Source organism: Citrobacter sp. GW821-FHT07H02 (genome assembly GCF_059418505.1).
This window is the reverse complement of sequence record NZ_JBWKPZ010000024.1, coordinates 12,252-30,306: the sequence shown is the minus strand read 5'-3', so window position 1 is coordinate 30,306 and position 18,055 is coordinate 12,252. Positions and strand designations below refer to the sequence as shown.

Below are 18,055 nucleotides of genomic sequence, written 5' to 3'. Positions count from 1 at the left end.
TTACGAGTATAGCGATATTGCTGGAAATAGCATCACATTTTGCATAAATGGATATGAGTGACAAAAAGCCCCAGAGCGGTCAAAACGATACTCTACGCCCGCCAGCGAGAAATGCAGAATCTCACCCAGCAGCTGTGTAAGATGAAGATTAAGGTGCAATGGAATCCCTGTTTTGGGTAATACAGAAACTGCCAGTGGATCAACTGCGTGTAGCCGAGGATGACAGTGAAGGTGGCGATGGAATCTACTACAGAGATCCAGTAGCCAGACTGAGACTCCGGAGCCATTCCCAGCAGGGCTACAGGTTTACAGCCATAGATCGGGTGGTGAACTCACGCTTTCTTCTTCGGCAATACGAAATCGACGCGACGGTTTTTCGCCCTTCCGGCGTCGCTATCGTTACTCGCCACCGGCTGGCTTTCGCCTTTGCCCTTCTCGCTTAAACGTGATGAATCCACGCCGTGTGCCGTCAGCCATTTGGCGACCGAGCGGGCGCGACGCTGCGAAAGATCGAGATTGTACTTATCGCTACCCACCGAATCGGTATGCCCTTCAATCGTGACTACGCCGTCAGGATCGTCGACGATTAACTGCGCCACCTGTTTCAGCGTTGGCTCGGCTTTTTTGGCGATCGCATCGCTATCAAAAGCAAACAACACGTCGCTACGAATAGACAACGTCACCGCGTCTTTATCATCGCGAAAAGTGATATCCGCCGACTGCTTCGCCAGATCCGCCGCCTTGCTCTGTAAATCCAGCACCGCGCCGCCGGTATCCGACGGGAAGCCCACCAGATCCAGCGTTGTCGCTTTAAGGTCGAGGATCACTGGCGGCGCATGCGCTGGCGCATCTTCCGCACCAGCGGCAGAACACAGCGCCAGAGCGCTGGCGAACAGGAGTTTATGCAGGCCGCTCATCGCTTAACGATCCGTAATGGCGATGGGCCCGAGCGGCTCAACGTTTTCGATAGTCAAATACACTTCTTTGACGTCTTTCGGCGGTGCCGGGAAACTGCCGTACCACGAACCGACGTACGGAACACCGCGGCGCGAGCTAAACATCACGCTATTCGGCGCCAAAGGTACGCCATTCGAGTCGGTCAGCAGCAGATATTTCTTGTTACCCACTAACAAATAGAAGGAATTAGCGAGCGCCTCTTTATCTATTCCGGTATACAGAGATTGCGCAGTCAGGTTATCCGCAAGGCCCTTAAAGCGTACCTTGACGGTCAGGATGTCGCCGTGGCGCACTGCTTCCACCACCTGCGCTTCCGCCGTCCCCGCGCTCACCATACCGGTGGCCAGCGGTGCGGCTGGCGCTTCCTCTGCCAGCGCGACGCCCGGGAAAACCAGCGCGGTCAACAGACAGGAGGCAACGAAGTTTTTCATTCGCTTCATGTTGAGGTCCTTATTCTGTAGGGCGCTGTCTTTGTTATCTTATATTTTCAATAACATAGAAAAGTCGCCGGGAGAGTAATGCCCCCGAAGTATAGTAAAACACCCCGGTATCACCCCCATAGCGTGCAAAAACGTTAGCGTGATCACGTTTAATAGGGCGTGACGGCACGCCAGTCCGGACAGGTGTGCTGCGCCGACAAAGACCGTCAGTGAACCTCATCACACTTCAACCCTCCCATTTTCCCTGCTCAGTCGCGGGAGCTGCGCTTCCTTCTGTATAACTCCTTGAAATTCCGTCAGTAAAATAATTTCCCCACATCATCCATTCATAAAACCGAATCAATAAGCGCATTTATCCAATTGGATTAGCAATCGTCCGCTTCGCAGAATGTGCATAAACCTACGCATTCAGGAGTTTTTATGTCTCATTCCGTGATTAACGATACCCCGTTCGACGCCGTTAACATCCTCCGTAAAGCGAAGCCGGGCTTTACGCCGCGCATCGCCTTTATTCTCGGATCGGGCCTTGGGGCACTGGCCGATAAACTCGAAAACAAAACCGTTATCTCTTATGAAAAACTGCCGGGTTTCCCCGTCAGCTCCGTGATTGGTCATGCGGGCGAAGTGGTGATGGGTGCGCTGCACGGCGTGGACATTATCTGCATGAAAGGGCGCGGCCATTTTTACGAGGGCGTCGGGATGGGCATCATGACCCACGCGGTGCGCACCTTTAAACTGCTCGGCTGCGAATTTATGTTCTGCACCAACGCTGCGGGATCGCTCAATCCGGCTATTCCGGCGGGCAGCCTGGTGGCGCTTAACGATCACATCAACACCATGCCGTCGACGCCGCTGGTTGGGCCGAACGATGACCGCTTTGGTCCGCGCTTCTTTAGCCTTGCCAACGCCTACGACAAAGACCTGCGCGAAAAACTGCATCACACCGCCCGCGATCTGGGCCTGAAACTCCACGAAGGGGTGTTCGTCTCCTACCCTGGCCCGAACTTCGAAACGGCGGCGGAGATCCGCATGATGCAGAAAATCGGCGGCGACGTAGTGGGCATGTCGGTGGTGCCGGAAGTGATTGTCGCCCGCCACTGTGGCCTGAAAGTGCTGGCGGTGTCGGCCATCACCAATATGGCGGAAGGCTTAAGCGACGTGGAGCTCTCCCACGAGCAAACCCTGAAATGCGCGGCGATGGTGACCGACGATTTCATTCGCCTGATTAGCCAGTTCGTGAAGAACTACCGCTAATTTCCCGTCCAGCGGCGGGCGTATTGCCCGCCAGGAGAAATGCAGATGTCAGAACATTATTCTCGCGGCAGTCTGAATGCGATTTCGTATCTGAGCTATTACTTTGTCGGCGCGCTGGTGTCGACGCTGGGTATCGTTCTCGGGCCGCTGTGTGCGGCGTTCAACAAGGACCCGAGCTTTATCGGCCAGGTGTTTACGCTGATGAATATCGGCATGTTCGTACCGATCATGCTCGGCGGGATCCTGATGAAGAAATGGGGCTTGCAAAAGCCGCTGGTGATCGCCGCCGCGCTGACCATTCTCATCAGCGCCCTGCTGTTCGCCACCCCGACGCTGACCATGTTCAGCGTGGCCGTCGCCATTATCGGCGCCTGCGGCGGGATTTTTATGACCATCGGCAGCTATCTGGTGGTGCGCATTAACCCGGACGAAAAGAGCCGTTCTTCAAGCCTGATTTTCACCGACTTTTTCTTCAGCCTGGCGGGCGCGACGCTCTCGTTTCTGTTGGCGTGGCTGTTTAAGCTGGGCGCGAGCTGGATGGCGATGTACGCCATTATGGGTGCGCTGGGGGTGATTATGCTGATCCTCACCCTGCGCAGCCGCTACCCGACGACCGAATCACCGGAACCGACGCATCAGGAAACCGCCAACAAGGAGCCGTGGGGTCGCTCGGTGTGGCTGCTGTGCGGGGCGCTATTCCTGTTCCTGCTCGCCGAACCGATTTTCACTATGTGGACGCCGGGCTATCTGCAATGGCGCTTCCAGTTGCTGCCGGAGCAGGCGGCGCTGTACACCACCGTGTACTGGGTGACGAAGGCGACAGGGCTATTCCTCAACCAGTTCACCGTCAAGTGGATGAAGCTGCGCACCTTCCTGCTCATTTGTACCGCCGTCGGCCTGGTGTCGATTGCGCTTATCAGTAACAGCAGCAACACCACGCTGATTCTGATTGCCTGCGGCGCGTTTGGCTTCTTCAACTCCGGGCTGTTCTCCGGGTTGATGAGCTACGGTTCGTTGCAGGTCAGCCGCAGTTCGCCGACGCTGATTTCCGCGCTGCTCACCTGCGGCACTGTCGGCACGCTGCTGTTCGCGACGGTTTCTTCGCTGGTGAACAGTCACTTCGGCCTGCACGGTGCGGTGAATGCGTCTACCGTTGCCTACGCGCTGCTGATGGTAACCCTGCTTATGGCGGTCGCCTGTAGCAAAGCCGAACGCCTGCATCAGGGCGAGGCGGTCGCGGTTTGACAGCCTTTCAGGAGGGTTGCATGATACCGCCACCCTCCTCCTTCACGGTGCCCTGCATGCTCGATCCTCAGGCCAACAGCCGCATTCGCTTTCGGATGCTGCGCTATTTTCAAACCCTTGCCGACGAACTGCATTTTGGTCGCGCCGCGGCGCGGCTGAACATCTCTCAGCCTCCGCTCAGCGTACAAATCAAAGAGCTGGAAGAGATCCTCGGCGTAGAGTTGTTCGAACGATCCAGCCGCAAAGTCGCGTTGACCCACGCCGGAAAAGTACTGAAATCCGAAGTCGACCGCCTCCTCAACGCCACCGAACAGTCGCTGAACTATGTGCGTCAGATCGGTCGCAGCGAAAAGCAGCATATCAATATTGGGGTGATTGGCAGCGCGATGTGGGGTCCGTTGCTGGAAAGGATGAAAGCGTTTCGGGAAACCAACCCCGATGTGAACTGGACGCTGCATGAACTGGGGCAGCACGAGCAAACCGAAGCGCTGCGCGCCCGCACCATTGATATCGCCATCAACCGCAATGTGATCCCGCATCCGGGAGCGAAGATTCGCTGTCAGTTGATCGCCCGTGAAAGGGTGCATGTCGCCGTGCATGAAAGCGATCCGTTGTGCCGGCGCGGAAAAGTCTCGCTGGTCGATCTGGCGGATCGGGCGTTTATTTCACTCTCCTTCACCCGCAGCGATTTTGCCCATCAGGTGTACGAGCGCTGCCTCGAACTGGGTGTCTCGCCGCTGATCACCCATCAGGTTTTCGAGCCGCAAACCGCGCTGGCGCTGGTCAGCACCGGCAGCGGCGTGGCGCTGTTGCCGGAAACCTGCGGGCTGATCTACTGGCCCGGTGTGGCCTTTCTCCCGCTTGAAGAGACGATCCCGGCCGACCTGTATGCGTTGTGGTACGACGAGCCGTTACCTGAACTGTTCACGCGTTTCCTGGAGGCGCTGCGCCCACGGGCCAACGCCGATTTGTAGGCCGGATAAGGCAAAGCCGCCATCCGGCAGAGACACGGCACGCTACGCCTTACGTTCATTAATAAAGTAGTGCGCCAGCAACCCACCGCCCAGACCGGAACTGACCATCAGCATCACCTGGAAGAAAGTCTCAATGACCAGTTCCTCGCTGCTGACATCCCCACTCACGGAATACAGGGCAACACATTTTTTCCCGATAACCGCAACGGCGGCGCCTAAATAAATAATGCTGGCCCCTTTCACGTAGGTCTTCTCTTTATTCGCCTTTCGGGTAAACCAGTAAATGACAAAGACATACAATAAAAGCCACAGTACCGAAAGCGGGGTGACGTTAATCAGAAAAATAAGCGGGATAAAAAGCATGACACACAGAAAAAGAGCGGCGGGTTTATGCATAGTGCCTCCTGTTAGCGAAACTGAAATGTTAAGCATATGGGATGACAATGCAATATGACGCAATAAACTCAGTGAGTAATAAACAAATCTGACTAAAAATTCAGGATAAAACACGATAATTTATCGTGAGTTCGTTTCATCTTCCTTCGGTTGCTCACTTCAACATTCTCCCTTTACCCTTATGAATAAAATCGGTGAACTCAAACGCGCCAAACCACGTTTCCCGCGTGATGGAGAACCTGCTAGTGGAATCCCTGCACTGCCGTGATCGACAGTGAACAGCTTGTCAGCCTGGAACAATTTAAAAACAATGAGTTATCGCCCAGTCCATTTATGGACTGACTAGTGAAAGATGTATTCATTCATCAGTGTTATTATTCCTGGCGTCGTTAAAACTATAATTTAAAACCATCATGGTTGATGGGGTTCTTTTGCGCAAAATGTAAGGATGTGATCATATAAATTAATTTTTGAGTTATGCTTCGTTTAATTTTATTTATTGTTTTTGTACTTTCCTCTTCAACCACCTTTGCTTTCGAAAAAATCATTCCTGAAGAGTGGGGAGTCGAGACTGTTTTTGCTTTTAAATCATCGACTCTACCAATACACACTCTAAAAGAAGGGAATTTACAGCAACGTATTATGGATGAATATGCCCAATGGAAAGGAACCCGTTATCGCTGGGGCGGAAATAGCCATAATGGCATTGACTGTTCGGCGTTCACCCGAAGAGTGATACAGACCGTCGCTCATCTGAATTTACCGAGAACAGCAGCGGAGCAAAGTCATACTGGCTACCCCGTTCAACAGGAACAACTGAAACCCGGAGATCTGGTCTTTTTTATGACAAAACCCAATGTTCGCCATGTTGGTGTCTTTGTCGGTAACGATCAATTTATCCATGCGTCGAGTTCCCAGGGCGTGATGCTCTCTCATTTGTCAGGCAGTTACTGGCAAGAGCATTATCTGACCGCCAGGAGAATGGCCCCGGTACGGGGAATGTCGTAGCGTTCACGTTTGTCACTGTCTGGCCGGGAACACATCAATCGGACGGGTAAACATCTCTGGCGAAGCAACCGGACACCTGCTTTAGGTGGGTTCCGGTGACGACAGCCAGCTAACGTCGGAAAGTCCAAAAATAGGCTTAACGTACAGTGAGTTTCGATATCCAGACTGTCCACCTTTGCACGATCGTCCCGTCTGGCTCTATCCTTAACCTTATGAATAAAATCGCTGAACTCAAACGCGCCAAGCTGTTGGCGCTCTCTTTGCTGCTGATGGCTGCGGCAACGTTTGTCATTACGCTCTTTTTGCCGCCCAACTTTTGGGTGCTGGGCATTAAGGCGATTGCCGAAGCCGCGATGGTCGGCGCGCTGGCCGACTGGTTTGCAGTGGTGGCGCTGTTTCGTCGGGTGCCGATTCCGTTTATTTCTCGCCATACGGCGATTATCCCGCGCAATAAAGACCGGATAGGCGAAAATCTCGGCCAGTTCGTCCAGGAGAAGTTTCTCGATACCCAGTCACTGGTGGCGCTGATCCGCCGCCACGAACCGGCCAGCCTTCTCGGTAACTGGTTCAGCCAGCCGGAAAACGCCCAGCGGATAGGGCAACATCTGTTGCAAATCATGAGCGGCTTTCTGGAGCTGACCGACGACGCCCGTATTCAACGGCTGATCAAACGCGCGGTGCATAAAGCCATTGATAAGGTGGATCTTTCCGGCGCCAGTGCATTAATGCTGGAGAGTATGACCAAAAACGATCGCCATCAGGTGTTGCTCGACACGCTAATTGCCCAGCTCATTTCCCTGCTACAGCGCGACAGCTCGCGGGCGTTTATCGCCCACCAGATCGTGCGCTGGCTGGAGGCGGAGCACCCGCTTAAAGCAAAGATTTTGCCGACCGAATGGCTGGGGGAACACAGCGCCGAACTGGTTTCGGAGGCCGTCAACTCGCTACTTGATGATATCAGCCACGATCGCGCCCATCAGATCCGCCATGCCTTTGATCGCGCGACGTTTACGTTGATCAACAAGCTCAAACACGATCCGGAAATGGCGTTGCGGGCAGAGAACATCAAAGCGTATCTGAAAGAAGATGAGGCGTTTAACCGTTATCTCGGCGAACTGTGGGGGGATGTCCGTCAGTGGCTGAAAGCGGATATTAATGCCGCGGATTCCCGCGTGAAGCAGCGGATCGCACATGCCGGGCAGTGGTTTGGTGAAACGCTGGTCGCCGACGAAGCGCTGCGCGCATCGCTGAATGGTCATCTGGAACAGGCCGCGCGTAAGGTCGCGCCAGAGTTCGCCGCGTTCCTGACGCGCCACATTAGCGACACGGTCAAAAGCTGGGATGCGCGGGATATGTCGCAGCAAATTGAGCTGAATATCGGCAAAGATTTGCAGTTTATCCGCGTCAACGGCACGCTGGTCGGTGGCTCCATCGGACTGGTGCTGTATCTGCTCTCGCAAATTCCGTCTCTGCTGACGCTGCCGAACCTTTAACGCGGATGTGAAGCACAGGCACGCCGGATGGCGCTGCGCTTATCCGGCCTACAGACTGCCGAACCTTTAACGCAGATGTGAAGCACAAGCACGCCGGATGGCGGCTTCGCCTTATCCGGCCTACAGGCTGCGCCCTACCCTGCCAAACGGTGCAGGGTTTTGTATGCCGGATAAGGCATTCATGCCGTCATCCGGCAAAAACGCTATCGCGTTGCCTCGAGCCAGTTACCCTGGTCCATTTCCAGCAACAGCAGCATGGTGAGCGCCTGCGCATAAGGCACCGGGGCTATCGCGATGTCACAGTAATACTGGATATCCCAGCCGAGCATCGTCCCGCGTGAAGCTTCCAGCACCAGACCGCCGTCGTCGATCCGCGCCATCACGGCGTCGAACGCACGCAGCGCACTGGCGCTGACTGAATCATCCAGAATCCCCATCCGCACACCGCGCAGCATACCGTAGGCAATGCCTGCCGTTGCTGATGATTCCTGCGGTGACAGCGGATCATCGAGCACCGTATGCCACATGCCGTTGTCGGCCTGCAGTTCGCAGAGTGTACGTACCTGGCGCGCCACCACCTGCGACAGAAAACGCCGCACGCTGGTGTCGAGATGCTCGCCCATCAGCTCGATAAACTCCGGGATCGCCACGGTGATCCACGCATTGCCCCGCGCCCAGAACGCCCCGGCGTAATGGTGTTTATCCACAAACGTCCAGCCGTGATACCACAGCCCGCTCGCCGGATCGCTGAGATAGCGCGTGTGCAGCAGGAACTGATATCCCGCTTCATCAATCAGATCCTGGCGTTTCAGCGCAATGCCCGCGACACCCAGAAACAGACAGGTCATAAACAGCGTGTCATCCCACAGCTGGCCGGTATTGGCCTGCTCTTTCACCACATGCTGAAAACCGCCTTCTTCCGTTTTCGGCAAATCACGCAGGAGCGCATCCGCCCAGTCGTTGACGACGGCCAACAGGTCCTGACGCTGATGATGTTTCGCCACCAGCGCCAGCGCGATCATCGGCGCCGTGGTGTTGATCTGCATCTCCGGCAAACCTTTGCCGATCTGTGTTTCATACCAGGTGAGGATCGACTGTTGCAGCGCCGTGTCCTGCTGGAAATCCGCAAAACGCCAGAAACCGTACAGCCCCACGCCGATCTCCCACTCCCACTCTTCGAAGTGGATCGAAAATCCGTCGCTGGTGCCTACTTCATCAAGGTTTTTCAGACGGCAAAATCCGCGAACCACCTGATCCAACGTTCCCATCAGTGCATCACGATTCATGCCTGGACTCCTTTAATCAGTTTACCCGCACGATCGCGCAGACTCGCATCGTCAGCCATGAGGGCGAGAGCAGACAGCCCTCGATAATCAACGGGATAGCTTACGATTGCATTCAATTCAGCCAGCCCCTGCGCTTCAACCACGCTCAGCCAGTTTTCCAACCGCGCTTTGGCGATCGCCTGCTGCTCGCGCCCTTTGCGGCACGAAGCGATAAACAACTCGTCCGGGAAGCACTGCCCCGCCAGATACTGCGCCGCATGGAAAGCCAGCGCGTGATTCTCCGTGTCGAAACGCATGGCGTCGCATCCGCGCTCATCCCGCCAGTAGCGGTAACCCATCAGCGTGGATTTTATGCGGCGGAACAGCACCTCGGAAAAGTATTCTCCCTGGTGGCAACGCCAGATTTGCAGCAGCGGCAGCACGGAGAACACTGAAGCCTCTTCGCGCGCGCTGATGTGCTTGAGGGCGCTGTACAGCAGCGCTTCCGCCTGTGGTCCGTATTCGCGCTGTTGCATCAGCGCTAACAGGTGGCTGGCGCAGACGTTGGTATGGGAAACCACCGGATGCTGCGACGCGCATTGATGTTCAGCCAGCACCTGGGTGTGGGGAAACGCCGCGCTCAGCGCTTCCGCGCCCAGATAGACCATCTGCAGAGAGCAGTTCAATTCGCGCTCCGCCAGCTCATCCAGATGGATCAGCAGACTGTTTTTGCCTGCGCGTAACGGGATTTCAACGTCGGTATGCTGCATAAGATTGCGCGTAAACGGCGTGAAGCAAGCGACCTGAGCGCCCTCACACCAGACTCGCACCCCGCCGCAGGTGCCCAGACGAAACGCGAAGGTCCCGGTGGACGGCGCGTAAAGATCAATCGCCAGCCAGCGCTGAACGTGAAACGGCAGCGGGCGGAAGTCAGGGAAAGAGACCACGCCAAGTTCGTCGGCAATAACGGCTTCATTGCAGGTCAGGGCCACAGCGGGATCGACCGCGCGTTGGGCCAGGTTTTGGCGAAACACGTCGCGACAAAATGATTCACTGGTCGCCGGGTCTGCCCCTTCGCCCGTGTAAAACTCGGCAAAGCGTTCTGTTTTTGCCGCTGAAAACAGGAAACGCGTCAGTGCGTCTCCCTGTACCAATTTCCAGTCACCCTGTGACATATTTGCTCAACTCCAGCAGGATTCATGCGATGGGCGATATTTTCAGCGGGTTTGATTTTTGAGGCGAGCAACCATTTTTGGCAAATATCGGGATATGCCTGACAACTCACAATCCGGAGGATACCAGGGGATGTAGAGTGATTCAGATCACACTTTATTGAGGGTGATGGCAATGCAGCGTGATGTAGATCACGCTAAATTTGAGGTTCACCCCATTTGCGTGATCTGTATCACATAAAAATTACCCTTTCAGGATTTTAAGTTCTTCGCTCAGGCTGTCAGCCAGCGACCGCACCCGCGAAGCGTCAAACAAAACGTGTAGACCAGGCGACGCATCAGCATGTTTCGCACAGTAATCTTCCAGCTCAGCCGCGCTACGGTACAGCTCCTGAATGTTGATCTGGCAGATCTCGCGCATGCTCCAGCTGTTCTCCGCTTCGTGGGCAAAACGCAGGGTGAAAAAGGCTTTCTGAGCATGTAAAAACAGGTGGCAGTAGAGTGCAAACCCTTGCCATTCCTCCAGCCAGCGGCGTTTTAGCGCGTAAGGGAAGGCCGCCGTTTGCGCAAAACTCAGCGCCTGCTCGCGCAGAGCTGTCGCGGCCTCCCGGGCTTCGTCTTTTTCGCTGGCAATACGGGAGAGGCAGGCGGCTGATGTTTCTACATCGCTGCGATCGAAGGTGATGTCCCGCTCCGAGCCAGGTAACCAGTGGTTACGGTTAAGCTGCCCGTACAAACTCCAGACCGCCTGACCGTAGCTTTCCGGCACCTGGCTGTGGCGGTGAAAAACATGGTCACGCACGTAGGTGGCCTTGTACAGCACCTGCCCGGCCTGCTCCATCAGCGAACAGAACGTTTCAAACGTTTTCTCGTCGGGACGCCAGCCGTAGGTTTCATCCAGCCACCAGGTCATCAGTTGCGCTTCGCTATAGTGTGTTCCGCTACTGGCCAGCATCCGGCTACATGCCACCAGATTACAGGCGCTCAGGGTGCCCATAATCCAGTGGTTATCGACGCCTTCCCAGCTGGCTTTACATACCGCACCGCGAATAGCCGGGTTGCTGCGACACCACAACAATCTCCCCTGCAACTCATTGATACGCGGGAACGGGAAAACGCCCCAGCCGACTTCTTCGCCGACCAGATCGATGTCGGCCCACACTTCACGCTCGCGGACCTGCAACAGCGCCGGGTTGTTAGGAAAAGAGGGCCAGAACCGCTCTGGCGTGAGTTTGATGGAGACACTGACGCTTTCCGGCAACGGGCGGATCGCCGCCAGCACATTGCCGAGATCGTGGTTTCCGGCAGGGAATACGCGCAGCACCAGATGTTTGTTTTCTGCCTGCATCACGCGGGATAACGTATTGAAGCAGCGGCTATAAATGGCAAAACTGCGCTCGTCACGCTGGGGCTGCGTTGTGTCGTCTTCCGACGGTAGTTCCCAGTTAGGACGCGAAACCGGTAACAGGCCGTCGGTGTTGGAAATCGCCACCAGTAAGCCTGTGAGCGCCGGAATACGCTGGCAAATCAGCGAGACTTTGTCGGCGAGATACCCGCACCAGAAATCGACGTCAAACCGGACGCCACGGCCAGGTTCAAACAGTTGCGGGTGCGCCAGCAGCAGGTCGGTCGGAAAGTTAAACTCTTTGGCTTGCAGATAAAAGCGCAGCCCTTTTTGCTGACAGAGTTTTCCCAGCCGGTTGAGGTAGACGCAACGGGCGCGCTGCTGGCTGGAAAGGCGGTCGTTATACTGATGCGGCGTGTAGCCTTTCGGGGAAACCAGTTTGTCGAACAGATCGACCTGCCCAACAATAAGGGTATTAAAATCATGCGCTACGGCCCATTCGACCAGTTCGCAGGCTTTTTCCCAGTTCCAGTACGCCTGATTGTTAAGTTCCAGCGCTCGCGTTTGCCACATCTTTGTTTACCTCTACCACACGTTTTCGCCCGTATAGATAGCATAGAACAAAGCGTTTGTGCTCTGGCACCGCACGATATCACCCTTCATTCAGTAACGGCATTTATCGTGGGCGACCCAATCTGTTGTATCGCTTTACGAAAATGCCGCCACGCTGAGGTAGCACGCGTTAATTATTTTACTTTTTATTATCATTTACCTATGTATGATAACAAAACGGTCATGAGAGAAGGAAAGAGAAGACGGCATGATTCAGGGGAACACAGATTCGGATCGCTATTCCATCAGGACGTCGCTTTTTGGCCTGCTGGTGCTGGCGCTGGGCATGGGGATTGGCCGCTTTCTGTATACCCCGATGTTGGCACTGCTGCTGACGGAAGGTCATTTCTCTTTCAGCCAACTGTCGTGGATTGCCAGCGCTAACTATGCTGGCTATCTGGCGGGAAGCCTGCTGTTCTCCTTCGGCCTGTTCCATCTCCCCTCACGTTTACGCCCCATGCTATTGACCTCGGCCATTGCGACCGGAGGGCTGATCGTCGCCATGTCGGTATTCACGCAACCCGCCCTGGTGATGCTGATACGTTTTCTGGCAGGGGTCGCCAGTGCCGGAATGATGATTTTCGGCACCATGATCGTGCTGCACCATACGCGCCATCCGTTTGTTATTGCGTCTCTTTTTTCCGGCGTTGGCGCAGGCATTATTCTGGGTAATGAGTATGTCATCGCCGGGATCCAGATGTCGTTGGCCTCTCACGCACTCTGGCTTGGCGCGGGCGCGCTCTCCGGCCTGTTACTGCTGTTGCTGGCCTGGCTGATGCCCGGTCGCGCTCACGCCCTGCCCCCTGCGCCACTGGCGACCGCACGAAATCCCGTCATGCGTTGGTGGCAACTGGCGCTACTGTATGGCCTTGCCGGATTCGGCTATATCATTGTCGCCACCTATTTACCGCTGATGGCGCGTGACGCAGGCTCGCCGCAAATCGCCTTGCATCTCTGGTCACTGGTGGGTCTGGCGATTATTCCGGGCTGTTTCGGTTGGTTATGGGCGGCAAAACGATGGGGGGTGTTGCAATGCCTGACGGCGAATCTGATTATCCAGGGCGTCTGCGTTATGCTGACCCTCGCTAGCGACGCGCCGCTACTGCTCATTGTGAGCAGCATCGGCTTTGGCGCCACCTTTATGGGCACCACCTCTCTGGTGATGCCTCTGGCGCGCCAGTTGAGCGTTCCGGGCAACATCAATCTGTTAGGCGTCGTGACGCTGACCTACGGCATCGGCCAGATCGTCGGTCCGATGTTAACCAGCATGCTGGGCAGCGGTTCAGAGGCGCTGACTTACGCCACTCTGTGGGGCGCCGCTGCGTTGTTTCTCGCGGCCACCATCAGCGCAATACAGCTGTATAAACGTTAGCGCCCGCCACAGCGTAAACGGATCAATACCCTCCCCCTCTCCCTAAGCTATGCAAGAAACGCATAGCTCGAAACATACTTGCATTTTCCCCTTTTCCCTATGACTGATAAGGTCATTCAGTTTCAGGCCCGACGTGGCCTGTCGCAGCAAACACATATTATCAAAAAAATAAAACGGGGTTCACTATGGCGCAACAAGGGGAACAAGCGGCCATACCGCTTGCAACGGAACGGGTTGGAATTAAAGGCTATCTGGCATTTTTTCTGACCATCATTTTCTTTTCGGGTGTTTTTTCCGGGAGTGAGGGATGGTGGCGCGTTTTTGATTTTAGCGTGCTGAATGGCGCGTTTGGTCAACTTCCTGGCAGTGCCGGGCACGCCACCACGTCATTTCGCGGTGCGGGTGGCACCGGGGCAAAAGATGGCTTTCTGTTCGCACTGGAACTCGCCCCGTCGGTGATTCTCTCTCTGGGTATCATTGCCGTCACCGACGGTCTGGGCGGGCTGCGTGCGGCTCAACAGCTGATGACCCCGATTCTCAAACCGTTGCTGGGTATTCCCGGTATTTGCTCACTGGCGCTGATCGCTAACCTGCAAAACACCGATGCGGCAGCCGGTATGACTAAAGAGCTTGCCCAGGAAGGGGAAATTACCGAACGGGATAAAGTCATTTTTGCGGCGTACCAGACCAGCGGCAGCGCCATTATCACCAACTATTTTTCCTCCGGCGTCGCCGTATTCGCGTTTCTCGGCACCTCCGTTATCGTCCCGCTGGCGGTGATCCTGGTCTTTAAATTTGTCGGCGCTAACCTGCTGCGTCTCTGGATTAACTTCGAAGAACGTCGTCACCCTCTGCAAGGAGCGCAATCATGACCACTCAGGTACGCAAAAACGTCATGGATATGTTTATCGATGGCGCACGTCGCGGTTTTACCATCGCCACCACCAACCTGCTACCTAACGTCGTCATGGCGTTCGTGATCATTCAGGCCTTAAAAATTACGGGCCTACTCGACTGGGTGGGACACATCTGTCAGCCGATCATGGCGCTGTGGGGACTTCCCGGCGAAGCGGCAACCGTTCTGTTAGCCTCGCTGATGAGTATGGGCGGCGCCGTCGGCGTCTCTGCAAGCCTGCTCACGGCCGGAGCCTTAACCGGCCACGACGTCACAGTACTGCTCCCGGCCATCTATCTGATGGGTAACCCGGTACAGAACGTTGGTCGCTGTCTCGGGACTGCCGAAGTGAATGCCAAATACTATCCCCATATCATCGCGGTGTGCGCAATCAACGCATTACTTTCTATTTGGGTTATGCAGCTTATTGTTTAGTAAGGAGTCATCATGTCTGATTTATCCGCTGCAGATTTTACTCTGCTGCAGGGGGCGCATCTGTTTGCGCCAGAAGACCGGGGAATTTGCGACGTGCTGCTGGCCAACGGCAAGGTCATTGCCGTTGATAGCGCTATCCCGGCAGACATTGTGCCGGACTGTACGGTCATTGATTTACGCGGGCGCATTCTGTGCCCGGGTTTTATCGATCAGCACGTCCATTTGATTGGCGGCGGCGGTGAAGCCGGCCCTACCACACGGACGCCGGAAGTCACGCTGAGCCGCCTCACCGAAGCGGGGATCACCACGGTGATAGGCTTGCTGGGCACCGACTCCGTCACCCGTCATCCGGAATCCTTGCTGGCGAAAACCCGGGCGCTGAATGAAGAAGGGATCACCGCCTGGATGCTGACCGGCGCTTATCATGTTCCTTCGCCGACCATCACCGGTTCCGTAGAGAAAGATGTGGCGCTCATCGATCGCGTTATCGGCGTGAAATGCGCGGTCTCCGATCACCGTTCTGCCGCGCCAGGTGATTATCAACTGGCCAGTATGGCGGCGGAATCTCGTGTTGGCGGACTGCTCGGCGGGAAGCCCGGCGTCAGCGTGTTCCATATGGGCAGCAGCAAAAAAGGGCTGCAACCGCTGTATGACATTCTGGAAAACAGCGATGTGCCGATGGGCAAACTGCTCCCGACCCACGTAAACCGCAGCGAATTCCTGTTCGATCAGGCGCTGACCTTCGCGCTCAAAGGCGGCACTATCGATATCACCAGCGGCATTCCCGGCCCGGTGACGCCACCAGAGGGTATTGCGCGCGCGGTGAAAGCGGGCGTACCGCTTGCCCAGGTCACGCTCAGCTCTGATGGCAACGGCAGCCAACCGCTGTTTGACGCGGCGGGCAATCTGACGGGCATTGGCGTTGCCGGTTTCGACAGTTTGCTGCAAACCCTGCACGCACTGGTTAACGACTACGGTTTTACGCTGACGGATGCGCTGCGCCCTCTTACCACCAGTGTGGCGACGTTTCTGAGTCTTTCCGGTAAAGGTGAAATCCTCCCCGGTCACGATGCCGACCTGCTGGTGATGACGCCGGAACTGCGCATCGAGCAGGTTTACGCGCGTGGGAAACGGATGGTCGTGGACGGTAAGGCTTGCGTAAAAGGAACGTTTGAGTAGGTCGAAAGGTTGTCAGCCGTTCGAATGAACGTAGAATGCGCAAACGAGCGGCTGACAGGTAAACAGGAATGGACGAGAGTGGTGCAGGTTTGCATAACATTGAAACGAAATGGCTTTATGATTTTCTGACCCTGGAAAAGTGCCGAAACTTTTCTCAGGCAGCGATCATCCGTAATGTCTCACAGCCTGCGTTCAGTCGTCGGATTCGCGCGCTGGAAAGTGCCGTGGGCGTCGAACTGTTTAATCGCCAGATCTCTCCGCTACAGCTCTCTGAGCAGGGGAAAATCTTTCATTCTCAAATTCGTCATCTGCTACAACAACTGGAAAGTAACCTGACGGAACTGCGGGGCGGCAGCGATTTTACGCTGCGTAAAATCAAAGTTGCCGCGGCGCACTCGCTTTCCCTCGGCCTGTTGCCGGGCGTTGTCAGAGCGATGCCAACGCAGTTTACCTGGTCGGTTGAGGCGATCGATGTCGATCAGGCTGTCGATATGCTGCGGGAAGGCCAAAGCGATTTTATCTTTTCTTATCACGACGAAAATCTGTTGCAGGCGCCGTTTGCCAACATTCGTTTGTTTGAGTCGCAACTCTTTCCCGTCTGCGCCAGCAACGAACAGGGGCAACCACGCTATACCCTTGACCAGCCTCACTTCCCCTTGCTGAACTATAGCCGCAACTCCTATATGGGCAGGCTGATAAACCGCACGCTGACCCGTCACGCCGAGCTCAGTTTCAGCACGTTTTTTGTCTCTTCAATGAGTGAGTTGTTAAAGCAGGTTGCACTGGACGGCTGCGGGATCGCCTGGCTGCCGGAGTATGCCATTCGCCAGGAGCTCAGCAGCGGACAGTTGATCGTGCTGGACAATGACGCGCTGGTGATTCCAATCCAGGCATACGCGTACCGCATGGACACGCGCATGAATCCCTTAGCGGAACGTTTCTGGCGGGAACTGCACAACCTTCACGCCGCCCCCTGAACGCCATTCAGGCATGCGCAAACTGTTCCGGCACCCGCGCTGTCTGCGTATCCGGCCAGGACTCATACCAACGAATGGCAGCACGCACCAGTGACGCAGTGGAGTCGATAAAGCGGCAACCAGACGCGTCCTCGTGCCCGGACACGATAAGTGGAATTTCGGTACACCCCATGATTATCCTCTGCGCACCACGGGAAATCAGCCGTTCGATTTGTGGCAACAGCAGCTTTTCCGCCGCCGGTTTATCGCCGCTTTTCAGGGCATAAATAGCCTGCATCACCTGCTCCTGCCCCGCATCTTCCGGCGGGATCAGGGTGAGTCCCTGCGCTGTTGCTTTCTTTTGATACAGCCCTGTCGCCAGCGTGGCGTTCGTCGCCAACAGACCCACGCGTTTGACCGACGGAGGAATTTCGCCAAGAGTCGCATCCAGAATGCTAATCATCTCAACCTTTGCCACGGCCCGCAGATCCTCAAACCAGTAATGTGCGGTATTACAGGGGATCACAATACATTCCGCCCCCGCCTCTTCCAGCATATGCAGATAACGCTCAAGATAGTGATAGGGTGAAGGACCGCCGGATAATAAACAGGCCGTGCGATCGGGGATATCCGGGATAGAGCTCACAATCAGCGGGATATGCTGCTGATCGCAGCTGGCGTCGCGTAAGTAAACAAACTTTTCCAGCATATCCGCCGTCGCTGCTGGCCCCATTCCACCTAAGATCCCAATCGTATGTTTCATCACTTTCTCACTGCTTAGCTTGAGTTCAGAAACACACTATCAGCATGATGTTTAGGTAAAAAATGCCGTTTTATTAGCGGCTATGCGTAAAAATCATAGCCCCCTCTTCCCGGCGGCGACCGGTTGCCACTGTGAACAAAAAGCTTTACACCCTCACAAAAGAGAGAACGCTTAGGCTATCTTTTAAGCACCTCCAGAGCAGCATAAAATAGCGCCGATGTTTCAAGTAGAGGATTGTTGTTATGTTGTTCTGGAAAAAGATGGTGAGAAAAATCGACGCGTTCGCAATATTGC

At 55.4% G+C, this 18,055-nt stretch carries 17 protein-coding genes; 10 read left to right on the top strand and 7 right to left on the bottom strand.

What is annotated here, in order from left to right; genetic code table 11:
* Positions 1-332 precede the first annotated feature (332 nt).
* Both AC07NP_RS19530 and AC07NP_RS19525 read right to left on the bottom strand, forming a co-directional pair.
* Positions 333-917, bottom strand: coding sequence for an OmpA family protein (locus tag AC07NP_RS19530; protein WP_494661471.1), 585 nt, complete (start codon positions 915-917; stop codon positions 333-335).
* A 3-nt stretch (positions 918-920) separates the two neighbouring features.
* Positions 921-1,397, bottom strand: a complete 477-nt coding sequence (locus AC07NP_RS19525; protein ID WP_494661470.1) for a hypothetical protein — start codon at positions 1,395-1,397, stop codon at positions 921-923.
* Positions 1,398-1,817: 420 nt separating this feature from the next.
* On the opposite strand from AC07NP_RS19525, the gene xapA reads away from it, so the two are divergent.
* From xapA to AC07NP_RS19510, 3 genes are read left to right on the top strand one after another with little or no spacing between them, the layout of a single operon-like run.
* Positions 1,818-2,651 carry a xanthosine phosphorylase gene (xapA, locus tag AC07NP_RS19520; protein ID WP_494661469.1) on the top strand — a complete coding sequence of 278 codons (834 nt, stop codon included), beginning with the start codon at positions 1,818-1,820 and terminating at the stop codon, positions 2,649-2,651.
* Between the two features lie 39 nt (positions 2,652-2,690).
* Positions 2,691-3,896 carry an MFS transporter TsgA gene (gene tsgA, locus AC07NP_RS19515; RefSeq protein ID WP_494661468.1) on the top strand — a complete coding sequence of 402 codons (1,206 nt, stop codon included), beginning with the start codon at positions 2,691-2,693 and terminating at the stop codon, positions 3,894-3,896.
* 20 nt (positions 3,897-3,916) lie between these two features.
* Entirely contained in the window at positions 3,917-4,870 is a 954-nt protein-coding gene (locus tag AC07NP_RS19510; protein WP_494661467.1) for a LysR family transcriptional regulator, read from the top strand.
* 42 nt (positions 4,871-4,912) lie between these two features.
* Here the strand turns inward: AC07NP_RS19510 and AC07NP_RS19505 are convergent, their stop codons facing one another.
* Positions 4,913-5,266: a hypothetical protein gene (locus AC07NP_RS19505; protein ID WP_494661466.1), complete on the bottom strand. Its 354-nt coding sequence runs from the start codon at positions 5,264-5,266 to the stop codon at positions 4,913-4,915.
* Between the two features lie 477 nt (positions 5,267-5,743).
* On the opposite strand from AC07NP_RS19505, the gene AC07NP_RS19500 reads away from it, so the two are divergent.
* The gene (locus tag AC07NP_RS19500; protein WP_494661465.1) at positions 5,744-6,274 is read left to right on the top strand and encodes an NlpC/P60 family protein; all 531 of its coding nucleotides are present in this window, start codon (positions 5,744-5,746) and stop codon (positions 6,272-6,274) included.
* 212 nt (positions 6,275-6,486) lie between these two features.
* Positions 6,487-7,767 carry a DUF445 domain-containing protein gene (locus AC07NP_RS19495; protein WP_494661464.1) on the top strand — a complete coding sequence of 427 codons (1,281 nt, stop codon included), beginning with the start codon at positions 6,487-6,489 and terminating at the stop codon, positions 7,765-7,767.
* A gap of 203 nt (positions 7,768-7,970) precedes the next feature.
* On the opposite strand, the gene bglB is transcribed toward AC07NP_RS19495, so the two are convergent.
* The 3 genes from bglB to AC07NP_RS19480 form a co-directional block, all read right to left on the bottom strand.
* Positions 7,971-9,053, bottom strand: a complete 1,083-nt coding sequence (gene bglB / locus AC07NP_RS19490; protein ID WP_203359055.1) for a beta-galactosidase BglB — start codon at positions 9,051-9,053, stop codon at positions 7,971-7,973.
* On the bottom strand, positions 9,050-10,207 hold the full coding sequence (locus AC07NP_RS19485; RefSeq protein WP_494661463.1) for a hypothetical protein: 1,158 nt from the start codon (positions 10,205-10,207) through the stop codon (positions 9,050-9,052). The genes bglB and AC07NP_RS19485 overlap by 4 nt, the downstream gene beginning before the upstream one ends.
* 241 nt (positions 10,208-10,448) lie before the next feature.
* On the bottom strand, positions 10,449-12,122 hold the full coding sequence (locus tag AC07NP_RS19480; RefSeq protein ID WP_494661462.1) for a hypothetical protein: 1,674 nt from the start codon (positions 12,120-12,122) through the stop codon (positions 10,449-10,451).
* A 247-nt stretch (positions 12,123-12,369) separates the two neighbouring features.
* On the opposite strand from AC07NP_RS19480, the gene AC07NP_RS19475 reads away from it, so the two are divergent.
* The 5 genes from AC07NP_RS19475 (at position 12,370) to hypT (ending at position 17,019) form a co-directional block, all read left to right on the top strand.
* Positions 12,370-13,533 carry an MFS transporter gene (locus AC07NP_RS19475; RefSeq protein ID WP_494661461.1) on the top strand — a complete coding sequence of 388 codons (1,164 nt, stop codon included), beginning with the start codon at positions 12,370-12,372 and terminating at the stop codon, positions 13,531-13,533.
* 185 nt (positions 13,534-13,718) lie between these two features.
* Positions 13,719-14,405 (top strand): nucleoside recognition domain-containing protein, encoded by a 687-nt coding sequence (locus tag AC07NP_RS19470; protein WP_494661460.1) that lies wholly within the window; start codon positions 13,719-13,721, stop codon positions 14,403-14,405.
* Positions 14,402-14,863, top strand: a complete 462-nt coding sequence (locus tag AC07NP_RS19465) for a YjiG family protein (RefSeq protein WP_162380735.1) — start codon at positions 14,402-14,404, stop codon at positions 14,861-14,863. The genes AC07NP_RS19470 and AC07NP_RS19465 overlap by 4 nt, the downstream gene beginning before the upstream one ends.
* Positions 14,864-14,875: 12 nt before the next feature.
* Positions 14,876-16,042, top strand: coding sequence for a beta-aspartyl-peptidase (gene iadA / locus AC07NP_RS19460; RefSeq protein WP_494661459.1), 1,167 nt, complete (start codon positions 14,876-14,878; stop codon positions 16,040-16,042).
* Between the two features lie 68 nt (positions 16,043-16,110).
* Positions 16,111-17,019 (top strand): hypochlorite stress DNA-binding transcriptional regulator HypT, encoded by a 909-nt coding sequence (gene hypT, locus AC07NP_RS19455; RefSeq protein ID WP_203359061.1) that lies wholly within the window; start codon positions 16,111-16,113, stop codon positions 17,017-17,019.
* 7 nt (positions 17,020-17,026) lie between these two features.
* Here the strand turns inward: hypT and cuyB are convergent, their stop codons facing one another.
* The gene (gene cuyB / locus AC07NP_RS19450; RefSeq protein ID WP_494661458.1) at positions 17,027-17,761 is read right to left on the bottom strand and encodes a cysteate racemase; all 735 of its coding nucleotides are present in this window, start codon (positions 17,759-17,761) and stop codon (positions 17,027-17,029) included.
* Positions 17,762-18,055: the final 294 nt, after the last annotated feature.

Excerpts from the sequence above, each read along its gene's own strand:
- AC07NP_RS19530 (WP_494661471.1), bottom strand. The coding sequence starts at position 917 with ATGAGCGGCCTGCATAAACTCCTGTTCGCCAGCGCTCTGGCGCTGTGT.
- AC07NP_RS19525 (WP_494661470.1), bottom strand. The coding sequence starts at position 1,397 with ATGAAGCGAATGAAAAACTTCGTTGCCTCCTGTCTGTTGACCGCGCTG.
- xapA (WP_494661469.1), top strand. The coding sequence starts at position 1,818 with ATGTCTCATTCCGTGATTAACGATACCCCGTTCGACGCCGTTAACATC.
- tsgA (WP_494661468.1), top strand. The coding sequence starts at position 2,691 with ATGCAGATGTCAGAACATTATTCTCGCGGCAGTCTGAATGCGATTTCG.
- AC07NP_RS19510 (WP_494661467.1), top strand. The coding sequence starts at position 3,917 with ATGATACCGCCACCCTCCTCCTTCACGGTGCCCTGCATGCTCGATCCT.
- AC07NP_RS19505 (WP_494661466.1), bottom strand. The coding sequence starts at position 5,266 with ATGCATAAACCCGCCGCTCTTTTTCTGTGTGTCATGCTTTTTATCCCG.
- AC07NP_RS19500 (WP_494661465.1), top strand. The coding sequence starts at position 5,744 with ATGCTTCGTTTAATTTTATTTATTGTTTTTGTACTTTCCTCTTCAACC.
- AC07NP_RS19495 (WP_494661464.1), top strand. The coding sequence starts at position 6,487 with ATGAATAAAATCGCTGAACTCAAACGCGCCAAGCTGTTGGCGCTCTCT.
- bglB (WP_203359055.1), bottom strand. The coding sequence starts at position 9,053 with ATGAATCGTGATGCACTGATGGGAACGTTGGATCAGGTGGTTCGCGGA.
- AC07NP_RS19485 (WP_494661463.1), bottom strand. The coding sequence starts at position 10,207 with ATGTCACAGGGTGACTGGAAATTGGTACAGGGAGACGCACTGACGCGT.
- AC07NP_RS19480 (WP_494661462.1), bottom strand. The coding sequence starts at position 12,122 with ATGTGGCAAACGCGAGCGCTGGAACTTAACAATCAGGCGTACTGGAAC.
- AC07NP_RS19475 (WP_494661461.1), top strand. The coding sequence starts at position 12,370 with ATGATTCAGGGGAACACAGATTCGGATCGCTATTCCATCAGGACGTCG.
- AC07NP_RS19470 (WP_494661460.1), top strand. The coding sequence starts at position 13,719 with ATGGCGCAACAAGGGGAACAAGCGGCCATACCGCTTGCAACGGAACGG.
- AC07NP_RS19465 (WP_162380735.1), top strand. The coding sequence starts at position 14,402 with ATGACCACTCAGGTACGCAAAAACGTCATGGATATGTTTATCGATGGC.
- iadA (WP_494661459.1), top strand. The coding sequence starts at position 14,876 with ATGTCTGATTTATCCGCTGCAGATTTTACTCTGCTGCAGGGGGCGCAT.
- hypT (WP_203359061.1), top strand. The coding sequence starts at position 16,111 with ATGGACGAGAGTGGTGCAGGTTTGCATAACATTGAAACGAAATGGCTT.
- cuyB (WP_494661458.1), bottom strand. The coding sequence starts at position 17,761 with ATGAAACATACGATTGGGATCTTAGGTGGAATGGGGCCAGCAGCGACG.